Annotated in this window: 12 protein-coding genes; 6 read left to right on the forward strand and 6 right to left on the reverse strand. The window is 50.3% G+C overall.

The features are described 5' to 3' along the window. Positions 1-155: 155 nt before the first annotated feature. On the forward strand, positions 156-1,124 hold the full coding sequence (manA, locus tag Q0757_RS11350; RefSeq protein WP_298787385.1) for a mannose-6-phosphate isomerase, class I: 969 nt from the start codon (positions 156-158) through the stop codon (positions 1,122-1,124). A gap of 37 nt (positions 1,125-1,161) precedes the next feature. Further along, on the forward strand, positions 1,162-1,803 hold the full coding sequence (locus tag Q0757_RS11355; protein WP_298787387.1) for a class I SAM-dependent methyltransferase: 642 nt from the start codon (positions 1,162-1,164) through the stop codon (positions 1,801-1,803). Here Q0757_RS11355 and Q0757_RS11360 read toward each other — a convergent pair. From Q0757_RS11360 to Q0757_RS11380, 5 genes are read right to left on the reverse strand one after another with little or no spacing between them, the layout of a single operon-like run. Continuing rightward, complete coding sequence (locus Q0757_RS11360; protein WP_298787389.1) at positions 1,795-2,325, reverse strand: chromate transporter; 531 nt, start codon at positions 2,323-2,325, stop codon at positions 1,795-1,797. The two genes, Q0757_RS11355 and Q0757_RS11360, sit on opposite strands and share 9 nt — an antisense overlap. Then, complete coding sequence (locus Q0757_RS11365) at positions 2,322-2,879, reverse strand: chromate transporter (RefSeq protein WP_298787390.1); 558 nt, start codon at positions 2,877-2,879, stop codon at positions 2,322-2,324. Before Q0757_RS11365 ends, Q0757_RS11360 begins: the two co-directional genes overlap by 4 nt. 23 nt (positions 2,880-2,902) lie before the next feature. After that, positions 2,903-4,516: a gamma-glutamyltransferase family protein gene (locus Q0757_RS11370; RefSeq protein ID WP_298787391.1), complete on the reverse strand. Its 1,614-nt coding sequence runs from the start codon at positions 4,514-4,516 to the stop codon at positions 2,903-2,905. Between the two features lie 14 nt (positions 4,517-4,530). After that, positions 4,531-5,715, reverse strand: coding sequence for an amidase (locus Q0757_RS11375; RefSeq protein ID WP_298787393.1), 1,185 nt, complete (start codon positions 5,713-5,715; stop codon positions 4,531-4,533). Further along, positions 5,708-6,418 carry a GntR family transcriptional regulator gene (locus Q0757_RS11380; RefSeq protein ID WP_298787395.1) on the reverse strand — a complete coding sequence of 237 codons (711 nt, stop codon included), beginning with the start codon at positions 6,416-6,418 and terminating at the stop codon, positions 5,708-5,710. The genes Q0757_RS11375 and Q0757_RS11380 overlap by 8 nt, the downstream gene beginning before the upstream one ends. Before the next feature lie 110 nt (positions 6,419-6,528). On the opposite strand from Q0757_RS11380, the gene Q0757_RS11385 reads away from it, so the two are divergent. The 3 genes from Q0757_RS11385 (at position 6,529) to Q0757_RS11395 (ending at position 10,086) form a co-directional block, all read left to right on the forward strand. Beyond that, positions 6,529-7,263, forward strand: a complete 735-nt coding sequence (locus Q0757_RS11385; protein WP_298787396.1) for an SDR family oxidoreductase — start codon at positions 6,529-6,531, stop codon at positions 7,261-7,263. 418 nt (positions 7,264-7,681) lie between these two features. Beyond that, a complete protein-coding gene (gene ugpC / locus Q0757_RS11390; RefSeq protein ID WP_298787398.1) occupies positions 7,682-8,806 on the forward strand; it encodes an ABC transporter ATP-binding protein in 1,125 nt (374 codons plus the stop codon). Between the two features lie 173 nt (positions 8,807-8,979). After that, positions 8,980-10,086 carry an AI-2E family transporter gene (locus Q0757_RS11395; protein WP_298787400.1) on the forward strand — a complete coding sequence of 369 codons (1,107 nt, stop codon included), beginning with the start codon at positions 8,980-8,982 and terminating at the stop codon, positions 10,084-10,086. A 62-nt stretch (positions 10,087-10,148) separates the two neighbouring features. Here the strand turns inward: Q0757_RS11395 and Q0757_RS11400 are convergent, their stop codons facing one another. Further along, entirely contained in the window at positions 10,149-10,577 is a 429-nt protein-coding gene (locus tag Q0757_RS11400; RefSeq protein ID WP_298787402.1) for a small multi-drug export protein, read from the reverse strand. Between the two features lie 779 nt (positions 10,578-11,356). Between Q0757_RS11400 and Q0757_RS11405 the strand changes: the two genes are divergently transcribed. Next, entirely contained in the window at positions 11,357-11,563 is a 207-nt protein-coding gene (locus Q0757_RS11405) for a hypothetical protein (protein ID WP_298787404.1), read from the forward strand. The last annotated feature ends 66 nt before the right edge of the window (positions 11,564-11,629 follow it).

An 11,629-nucleotide genomic window follows, 5' to 3' on the forward strand; every position in this document is an offset into this window, starting at 1 on the left:
ATATCCTATAATAGGGTGGTCCGCCGGTCGTATTTCCGCTGAAGCCGGAAAAAATTTACGTACGGATTTTCATAAACATTCACACAGGAATTGCAAAGCATTCTGCTCTTTGTCATATTAAATAAGAGAGACACAACTATAAACGGAGGCTGAACATGGATCAATTTATCTTTTTTCAACCAATCTTTCAGGAACGCATCTGGGGAGGCGATAAACTACATACTCATTTTCATTACGATATCCCGTCGGCCTCGACTGGGGAGGCCTGGGTCTTTGCCGCCCACCAGAACGGTTCAAGCGTCGTAGCAAATGGCTCTTATGCGGGCAAAACGCTCATGGACCTCTGGCAGGATAAACGGGAGTGGTTCGGTTCGTTAAAAGGCGACCGTTTCCCACTGCTGACCAAAATTCTTGATGCGGCCAGGGATCTTTCCGTACAGGTACATCCAGACAACCAGTACGCCGCTGCTAACGAAAACGGCGAATACGGCAAGACCGAATGCTGGTACGTGATTGACTGCGATGAAGACGCGGAGCTAGTAATCGGGCACAACGCCGACAGCCGATCGGAGGCTACAGAGCTTATTGCTGCCGGCGAATGGGACGCCTTTTTACGGAAAGTACCGGTAAAACCCGGTGATTTTGTTTACGTACCGAGCGGCACGATGCACGCCATTGGCGAGAGCGTGCTCATTCTGGAAACCCAGCAGAACTCGGACGTCACCTACCGCGTCTATGACTACGACCGGACCGATAATGAAGGGAACAAGCGGGAGCTTCATCTGCAGCAGGCCCTCGACGTGACTCATTTCCCTCATGAAGATGCGAAAGTGGAACCCTCCGTCGAATCCGACGGCGAGGCAGAAGTCACCACCTTTGTGGAGGAAGACTACTTTTCCGTCTACAAATGGGAGGTGCACGGCACAGCTTCGTTTACGTGCGAAGCACCGTTTCTGCTCTGCAGCGTTATTGAAGGCAGCGGAACGGTCGATAATCTGACCGACAGCGCCCCAATTCAAAAAGGGGACCATTTCCTCGTCCCGAATCACGTAACCGATTTTACGATCGATGGCCATGTGACCTGCATTGTGTCCCATCCGAATGCTTCCCTTCACTCCTCCTAAATACAGAAAACCACCTTCTGCACGGCAGAGGGTGGTTTTGTTATACTATAAAAAAACAAAGATTGGCGGCGGTACGATGAACATCTTTCCTCTATTGTATACTCCGATCATGCAGCCGGTGGAAAATCAGTTTCTTTATGCCCTCCGGCAGAAGCATATTCCCTCTCTCTCCGGCCATGTTCTCGAGATCGGCTCCGGCCCCGGCGCAAATTTTCCTTACTACAGGGCAGCCACCAAAGTAACTGCCATCGAGCCAAATGACCGAATGCGCCTGCTGTCTCTGCCGGCGCAGCTGCACGCACAGGTTCCTATCCGTACGCTCGGCTCTTCGGCTGAACGGCTGCCCTTCGAGGACAACACCTTTGACAGTCTTGCCTGTACACTCGTGCTCTGTTCTGTAGGCGATCCTCTCCGGGTGCTGCAGGAGTTAAAACGAGTATGTAAACCAGGCGCCGAAGCCTACTTTCTCGAGCACGTCCAGATGCCACAACCCGCCGCAGCCAAGCTGCAGCACAATATAACGCCGGTATGGAAGCATTTTTGCGACGGCTGCCACCTCGACCGGCCCACCCGTTCATACATTGAACAGGCCGGATGGAGCATCACTGGAACCGACAGTTATTTTCAGGGATTTTTACTATCCATGCAGGCGGTTCTTCCTTCAGAACCGTCATCCTAAAAACAAAATGCCGTAGATGATCGCAAGCACAATGACCAGCGCGGGATGCAGCTTCGTCTTTTCAAGCAGCAGGTAGCTTGCCACCAGCATGCCGGCTGTCTGCCAGCCGCCCGCACCCTCCCAGGCACTGGTGAAAAACTGCAGCGTTAATATGCCGAGCAGGACCCCGATGACCGGACGCACGTAGGCAGTCAGCCGTTTTACCTTCGGGGAATTCCGGTATTTGTATAAAAAGCCCATAAGGACAATCATTAAAATTAATGACGGGGCAACGGTCGCAAACAGACCGGCAGCAAGCCCCGGCCAGCCGGCAACTTCATACCCGATGTAGCCGGCCATTTTTGTGGCAATCGGCCCCGGCAGGGCGTTGCTGATGGCCAGCACTTCACTGAATTCACTCACGCTCATCCATTCGTACCGGTTCACAACTTCGTGCTGAATAAGCGGAATAGACGCCGGCCCGCCTCCATAACCGAGAATCCCCGGGATAAAAAACGCCATAAAAACCTCTAAGTAAATCACGTGGAGGTGTCCTCCTCTCGTTTAGCCGGATCCTTCTGCACCAGTGCTGCAATCAGAAGCACGGCAATGACGATTGCGGGATGCACTCCGAGCACACCAAGCACCACAGCGGCCCCAATGATAAATGCAATCGTCTTTACCCATCCCAGGTCGCCGCCGGATTTTTTAATAAATCCCCAGGTCAGCACCCCCATCAGCACCGTCACTACAGGCAGCACTCCGTTTGCCAGGCCGCTCACCCATGAAGCGTCCCGGTACTGGGACAGGATGCTGAAAAACAAAATCATTAACAACGCCGTCGGGGCGACGATCGCCGTCACTCCGTTCAGTGCCCCAAGAATGCCGCCGCGGCTGTAGCCGATATAACCGGCAAGCTTGGTGACGATCGGTCCCGGCAGCGTATTGGCAATCGCGAGTGTATCGCCGAACTCCTCGTCGGTCATCCAGTTATAGTGCTCCACCACTTCTTTTTGCACAAGTGGAATCGACGCCGGGCCTCCCCCATAGCCAAAAATGCCAACCCGGAAGAAGGCCAGAAAAATTTTCCACTGCATCACTTCCACCTCTTCTTTTTTTATTACCAGGCAGCTACATTGCCGTCTGTGCGGGATTCACTGCCCCCGCAGAGCACTCCTGTGTCCGGATCTCTCCATATAATCTGTCCGCGGCCAAAGCTCGAGGACTCTGTTTCTATTTTTACCGTGTGGCCCTTACGGATCAGCGCCTGAGCGGCTGCCCTGGAGAAGTCGGGCTCCACCGTAATCAGGGTATCCCGCTTCCACTGCCACCGCGGTGCATCCAGGGCGGCCTGCGGATGAAGGTCGAAATCAATCGTATTCATGATCATCTGCATGTGGCCCTGGGGCTGCATGAACTCCCCCATCACCCCGAACGGGCCGACGGGTTCGTCTCCCTTTGTCAAAAAGCCGGGAATGATCGTATGGTACGGACGCTTGCCGGGCATCAGGCCATTGGCGTGCTTTTCATCCATGGAAAAGTTGTGCGCCCGGTTATGCAGGGCAATTCCGGTCTCCGGAACGACCATTCCTGAGCCGAATCCCATGTAATTGCTCTGGATAAACGACACCATATTGCCTTCCCCGTCCGCAGTCGCAAGATATACCGTGCCGCCGCCGTATGGGTCCCCTGCTTCGGGGACCTTCGCTTCGTTTCCAATTTCACCGCGCCGGGCCTCTCCGTAAGCATCAGAGAGCAGTTCTTCTGTGCTCCGGGTCATGGCATCCGACTGGGCCACATATTTCTCTCCGTCCACAAACGCAAGCTTCATCGCCTCCATTTGATGATGAAGGGTGTTAACGCTGTCGCGCTCCTGAAAATCATGCCCTTTTAATATGTTCAGTGCCATTAACGCCACAATCCCCTGACCGTTCGGCGGAATCTCCCATACGTCATAGCCTTTGTAATGCACCGAAATCGGATTCACCCACTCCGGCTTATACAGCGCCAGATCCTTGGAACGAAGATAGCCCCCCTGCTCTCTCATGTAGGTATCTATTTTTTTTGCCAGATCTCCGCGGTAAAACGATTCTGCCTTTGTGTCAGCGATTTCCTTTAACGTTTCCGCATGCCCTTTGGATCTCCACAGCTCCCCCGCTGCCGGTGTGCGGCCGTCCGGGGCGAACACCCGGCTCCAGTCGGCAAACACTGTTGGATCAAGCTCCTTTTCCAGCGTCTCAAAGGCAGAATCCCACAGCGTTGCGAGCGTCGAAGCTACCGGATAGCCTTCCTCAGCGTAAGCCACAGCCGGGGCGATCAATTCGGAAAATGGAAGCTTCCCGAAAGCACGTGAGAGCTCTGCCCATGCGGCCGGAGTCCCGGGCACGGTGATCGGTACCGGTCCCCGCTTTGGCATTTCATCGTAGCCGTCTTTATACAGCCCGTTGATGGAAAGCGCCTCCGGCGCATAGCCGCTGGCATTCAGGCCGTGAAGCTCACCATCCATCCAGACGAGTGCAAAGGCGTCCCCGCCAATGCCGTTGGAGGTCGGTTCGAGCACAGTCAGGCTTGCTGCCACAGCGACGGCTGCATCCACAGCGTTGCCTCCTTTTTTTAAAATGTCGAGACCTATCTGGGAAGCAAGCGGCTGCGATGTGGCGACCATGCCTTTTTTACCGTACGTTGGCGTGCGGTAGGAGGCGTAGGGATGATGGTGCGGATCAAATGAAATCATAACAATCGCTCCTTTTATAATTCAGAATGTTGAAGATGCCGGACGACATGCTGGACAAAGGACAGCAGCCGGCGGTCATCGTGCCGGCCTGCAATAATCGAAATCGAGATCGGGGCTCCACCCGGTCCTTCCACCGGAATGGTCACCTGCGGCAGCCCGCCGATACCTGCAATACAGGTCAGCTGCATCGTACGCTTCCGCACCGCCTGGATCTCACTCTCTCCGGTCTGAATTTTCGGCGCCGGCCCGGGGACAGTCGGGATCACCATCACCGTGTCATTCCCAAGTCGTTGCTGCACCTCGTGCTGCAGCTGCTTTCGTTTTTCAAATATATGGGGATAATCCTCCCGCCGGGTGTCGGTGGCAAATGCAAAACGGTCCCGGACGCCGGGTCCGAATGCTGGTTTGTGCTCCCCGATCCATTCCCGGTGCACCTCTCCAATTTCCACGGCCTGCTGCAGCCGGAAGACTTCGGCCCATTCGGCGAGCGAATCCTCAGCCAGCCTGTTTTCATTTAGTGTTTCTGCCTGCGCCTGCACTGCAGAAAATACTTTTCCAAGCGCCTGCTTATGTTCATCGGCATAATCAGCCCAAGCCTCTTCCTCCCACCAGATCGTCCGGTACGGTGTTTCTGCTTCCCCTGATGGAAGCAGTGCCTCCCCGACCTGCTGTAAAACCTTGGGGTCCCTGCTCATCCACCCGACGGTATCAAAGCTTGGAGCTAGTGTAACGACACCCTCAAGGGAGACGGCTCCGTGTGTCGGACGTATGCCGTACAGGCCGCAATAGGACGATGGCACGCGCACCGAGCCGCCTGTATCGGTGCCAAGGGCAAAATCGACGCTGCCGGAAGCCGCCGCTGACGCCGACCCGCTCGAGGAACCGCCTGGTATTGCTTCCGGGTCGGCCGGATTGACCGGCATGCCGTAATGGACGTTGTCACCGTGCAGGCTGTACATTAATTCGTCGCTGATGGTCGTTCCAGTCAGTGCCGCTCCGCTCCGGAGCAGGCGTTCAATCGACGGCGCAGTAGCTGTGTTTTCCGGATGGGTTCGAAGCCATTTTGGATGGCCCGCAGACGTTTTTTCGCCGTGAATCGCGAACACGTCTTTCACGGCAAACGTATAGCCGGAAAGGTTTCCGCTCCTCGTAGGTTCGAGCCGCAGCTTTTTATTCATAAACGCTTCCTGTTTATTCATTTGTTGAATCCTCCTCGGAAATGGCCTGAATAATGGCTTCCGCCGTTTTTTCCGCGTGCTCTTTGTTTAAACGGAGCAGTTCTTCGCGTTTATTCTCCTGCAGCAGAGCAAGCATCTGTTTATGTTCTTCCTGGGACATGTGGATCGAATGCACGTCTGACTCAATATTTGTATAGATGTTCATGTACGCTTCAATCCGGCTCCATACGTATTCGAGCGATTTTATCAGCGGCTCCGAGCGGGAAGCCTCATACCATATCTGATGAAACAAACGATTCTGCTTTCTCCACTCCATCGGTTCCGAAGCGTGCCGGTCCATCTCCGCGATTCGCTTCTTCAGCCTGTGCAGGTTTTCTTCATTCATCTGTTCAAAGGCCCATGCCACCGCCAGTTCTTCGAGCTTATTACGAATGGCAAACAGCTCACGGACTTCGCTGGCAGACAGTCGGCTTACATAAACGCTTCGTTTTTCTTCAAACAGAAACCCTTCAGTTTTCAGCGTCGTGATCGCTTCCCGGACCGGCATCGTGCTCACCCCGAAATCCTCAGCAATCTTCCGGATGGTTACCTTCTCTCCCGGACGCCGCTCTCCCTGAATAATTTGCTGCTTCAGCAGCTTGTATACTTCTGTACGTAACGTTGAGACGTGCAAAGACGGTTGATTCACATCACTCGCTCCTTTGTGATCTGTGATCACAAACATTTTTTATTATTCTAGCAGAAAAACCCTCTTCTGCAAACTAGTTTTTAGTTTACTTTATCGGCACCTTTCCTTCATATTTAATAGAAGAGAACCTCAAGGAGGACGATACAATGACAACACTAGTAACCGGAGTGAGCCATGACCAGGGAATCGGTGCTGCCGTCTGCCGTCTGCTTGCCGAGCGCGGGGAAAATATTATTTTCACTACCTGGGGCTCAGACATCGACTGGGCGGCAGAATTTAAACTGCATCTCGAAAATCACGGCATCGAAATTTATTATATCGAAGCCGATTTTTCGAAGCCTGGCGCACCGGACGAGCTTATCGATCAGCTGAACGAACTGCCGCTGTTTCCAACCGCGCTCGTCAATAACGCTGCCTATTCGGCCAACGACAGCTACGAACGCCTGAACGGGGAATCGCTTGACGAGCATTATTACGTTAATATGCGTACTCCTTTTCTGCTTAGTACGAAAATCGCCCAGCGGTGGATTGATTTTGGCATCAGCGGAAAAATTGTAAACCTGACCTCCGGGCAGGATCTCGGCCCGATGGTAAACGAAATCGCCTATGTATCGACGAAGGCAGCGGTTCGGGCATTTACCGAATCCCTTGCCGCCGAGCTCGCCCCGTATGATATTAACGTTAACGCCGTCAATCCGGGCCCGACTAACACCGGGTGGATGGACCCTGCCATGGAAAAAGAGCTGTCGAAAAAATTCAGCAAAGGCCGGATTGGACAGCCGGAAGACGCGGCCAAAGCAATTGCCTTTCTGCTGTCGGACGAGTCAGACTGGATCGTCGGTCAGGTGATTCACTCCGAAGGCGGATTTTTGCGCAGCTAAGGCCGGCACGATACGGATCAGTTCGATTAACATCTATTTTTCGCTTTTCTCTGTCCAGCTCCGGAAGCCAGCGGAGACGGGTCTCTTCAGACCTTTGGTAAAGGGAAAAAGCCCCTTTATCCAAAGCTCCTCCAGAGCCTATGCCGCTGAACGGCTTCCTACGCTTTTCTATTTGTCCAGCTTCGGGTGTTATCATCCCCGTCCGTTCGTGATTTCAGAGCGTTTGCGACTGCGTCTCAATCCGTCTGAAACCGACGAGCCGGCAGGGATGGTGACCAAACACCCTACGCTTTTCTATTCACGTTGCACAATGTTTCTTATGTTAACTTTGTTCAGGTTGTCTATATTAATCTGAAAGCGTTTTCTTTAATATAAACAACAGATAACATAAACCTTCTTCAAAAGGAGCGAACTTATTATGGCTGGTATCCGTATGAATCACATTACAAAAACATACGATGGTGACGTTACTGCAGTAGATGACTTTAATCTTGATGTTGAGGATAAGGAATTTATCGTTTTCGTCGGTCCTTCCGGTTGCGGGAAATCGACTACCCTCCGCATGATTGCCGGTCTCGAGGATATTACGGGCGGCGATTTATACATTGGGGATGAGCGCGTCAACGATGTTTCTCCAAAGGACCGCGATATCGCGATGGTGTTCCAGAACTACGCCCTTTATCCGCACATGAACGTATACAATAATATGGCCTTTGGCTTGAAGCTCCGTAAGTTCAAAAAAGATGACATTGATCAGCGTGTGAAAAACGCAGCCGATATTCTCGGACTGACAGACTATCTTGACCGTAAACCAAAAGCGCTTTCCGGCGGGCAGCGTCAGCGTGTTGCTCTTGGACGTGCCATTGTCCGTGACCCTAAAGTATTCCTTATGGACGAGCCGCTTTCCAACCTGGATGCGAAGCTCCGTGTGCAGATGCGTACAGAAATCATTAAGCTTCACCGCCGCTTAAACAGTACGACCGTTTATGTAACGCACGACCAGACAGAGGCTATGACCATGGCGACCCGTATCGTTATTATGAAGGACGGCGTCGTGCAGCAGGTTGGGTCTCCTAAGGAAGTATACGACCATCCTGCGAACGTTTTTGTAGGCGGTTTCATTGGCTCTCCGGCGATGAACTTCCTGGAAGGTCAAATCAACGGCACCATCCTTGAACTCGGAGAGCACAAGCTCGAAATTCCAGAGAGCAAAATGCAGATTCTCCGCGATCAGGGCTTTGAAAATGAAAAAGTAACCTTCGGCATTCGTCCGGAAGATATTCACCATGTGATGGGCGGAACCACTTCCTCGAAGAATAAACTGAATCTTGATATCGAAGTTTCTGAAATGAACGGAGCCGAATCAATTCTTTACACAAGCGTCAACGGCAAGCAGGTTATCGCCCGGGTAGATGCGAACAGCAGCATCCATGCCGGTGATAAACTCGATCTTTTCTTCAACATGGATCGCTGCCACTTCTTTAACCCGGACACTGAAGAAGTTCTCACTCCGGAATTAAAAGAACTTTCTGCTACTCAGTAAAATAGCCTTTGGCACCTGCTCCCATACGGGGCGGGTGCTTTTTTATGTTTTCATGGCTTTTTGTAAATTCATGAACCAGTTTTATGTTTCCGGCTGTATAATGAAGGGAACGTGTACAAACGTCCTGATTTTCGTTTATTCCTTATTTAAGAAAAGAGTGGTGATTGTAAAACATGTATCAATACAAATGGTTTCGTGTCTGTTTAGGTATTTTAGTCGTTTTAGCCATTGCCTTTATGGCCCGTCAGGTGGACTACATTTTCCAGCCATTATTCGTATTAGTAGGAACACTTGCTGCTCCCATTATCATTTCGGGCATTTTAAGCTATTTGTTCCGGCCGTTTGTGGTCCTCCTCTCCAAGTACATACCCCGTTCATTGTCTATTCTGCTGTTGTACGGCGTGCTTATTGGCATCATCGTTTTGATTGTAAACCTGGTCGGCCCGATTATTGCCAGCCAGTTTAATCAGCTGATCAACCAGATTCCAAAGTACTTTGAACAGGTACAGTCCTTTATCATGAACAACCAGAATCATCCGGCCATCCAGCCGATCATGCAGGGAAATGATATTTCCATGGATTCTATTGGCTCCCAGCTGCAGAATTCGGCCAGCACGATTACGGATTCTCTTGTTTCCACAATCGTTTCAATCGGAAGCGCCATTGTCAGCTTCTTTGTTATCCTGTTTGTTATTCCGTTTGTCCTTTTCTATATTCTTCGCGAAGGCCACAAGCTTCCAGGCTTTATGCTGAAATTTGTGGACCGTGAACACCGTCCGGAGGTTCATAAAATCCTTCAGGACATGGACCGCGCACTTGCCAACTATATTCAGGGACAAATTACCGTCAGCTTTATCGTAGGTATTCTTTCCATGATCCTTTTTTGGATTATCGGTCTCGACTACGTGCTTATTCTCGGTATTATCTGCATGCTGACGAATCTCGTACCATTCGTTGGACCGTTTATCGGTACCATACCAGCTGTGATAGTAGCTTTATTCGACGCTCCAATTACTGCACTGTTTGTTATTATCGGTGTCATTGTAATCCAGCAGTTTGAATCCAACCTGATCTCGCCGCAGGTCATGGGACGGGTGCTGCAGGTACACCCCGTCACCGTCATTTTCGTTCTGCTTTTTGCAAGCGGCATGTTCGGACTGCTCGGGTTGATTCTCGCAATACCTGCGTACGCCCTAATAAAAGTAGTCGTCACCAATCTGTACCGTATTTGGCAGGTCAACCGCCGCGGGAACAAACACCGCCGCGAAGAAATGATTTAACCATAAAAAAAGCCGGCAGCCGCATCATTTTGCGTGCTGCCGGCTTTTTGCGCCGTCATATATTAAAACCAGCCGAGTCCAAGCTGTATCGACCCGGCAATAGCAATACCGTAAATTAGAATACTCGTACCGGTGGAGAGAAATAATGTCCGCTTTGACATACCAATGGCTTTGGCAATCACGGAAATGGCCCAGACACCCGCAATCGGCGTAAGCAGCAGGATAACCCATCCTCCGTACTGCTCAATTTTACTACGGAACCGGTTGGCAGCCAGTTTTTCCATCCAGTTGGAGAAGAAGCTGACTCTCTCGAGCTGGCGGTAAAAAAGCGTTACGGTCGGCACCGCCATGAAGTTTCCTACAGCCGCCCACAAGACAGCCGATACGGGATCAAATCCCGCTCCCATTGCTACAGGTACAGCAATGTAAATTTCAAACAGTGGAAAAAACCCCATAAACCAGGCCAGCGAAGCCATCGAGATGTATTCCATTATTTCTCCCCCTTCCCTACCAAAAATTTCACACAAAAAATATTTTAGCACTCGTTATTTCGGTTGGGAAGCGAAAAAACCTATTAAGATGAAATTAACTCTTTATATGTATTCATATGTTTTAATTACTAAGTATAACTGTATGTATCTTTTATATAAATGCTTTCGTTGAAGGGCTTTGCTTCCGGAACCATCCTTTGATGGCTTTCTCTTCTATGGCAATAAAGCATGTAATTTTTTTGCACGTTTTAACTAAATAGTTCTTTTTTAGACAAAATCCGGTAAAAAATCTCCCTCTAATGATTTTTTCGATAAAAGGAGAGACAAAAACAGGTAAATAGTCCTTTTAAATACATATTTAATACTTTTTTCACCATTATTTTATTACGATGGCTAACAATTACTTACACAGCAGCACTTTCACCCTTTATCTACACGTCGAAGTTCTTTTTGGAGAGATCGATAAAAGATAGGTCTTTATTCTTGAAAGCGGGACCTCGCTACCGGTCCCCGTTTTTTATCATTACCGCGTTCCATTTTCTTCTAAAACAGTGAAGTGTTGATACTAAAGCATTTAAAGCATGTATTTTATTGTAAATTCCAAATTTGTGATGTATTTGCTATCTTTCTTATCAGACTGTAAACCTCTCAGGTGAGGTATCTGTAATTAGAATTGTTACTTATTTAGGATTTCTTCCATATTTGTATCGTGGTACGGTGGTTGTAACGAACTTTTCCTTTCGACAATGGTGTAAAAAGTGTTAAGGGGGCGAATGGCAGTGTCGGAGAAAAATGAGACGCTTTACGTGGAATTGCTTGAGTCTTCTGATGATCCGCATCGGAGCTTCATGGATTTATCCCGTACGATTCTGGATCAGGGCGTCGACTCGGAGAAAAAAGTGGAAGTGATGCGAAGACTTTTGCAGGCCTATGACACCGTGTCACGAAGGCACAAAACCGTCGTACCACTCCGGAAAGTAACATAAATAAAGATATAACAGGGGGAAGCCGGCAAGCTTGTGAGCGCCGGCTTTTTGTATGGTGTTTCAGCC

Source organism: uncultured Marinococcus sp. (assembly GCF_947493875.1).
Lineage (GTDB): Bacteria > Bacillota > Bacilli > Bacillales > Marinococcaceae > Marinococcus.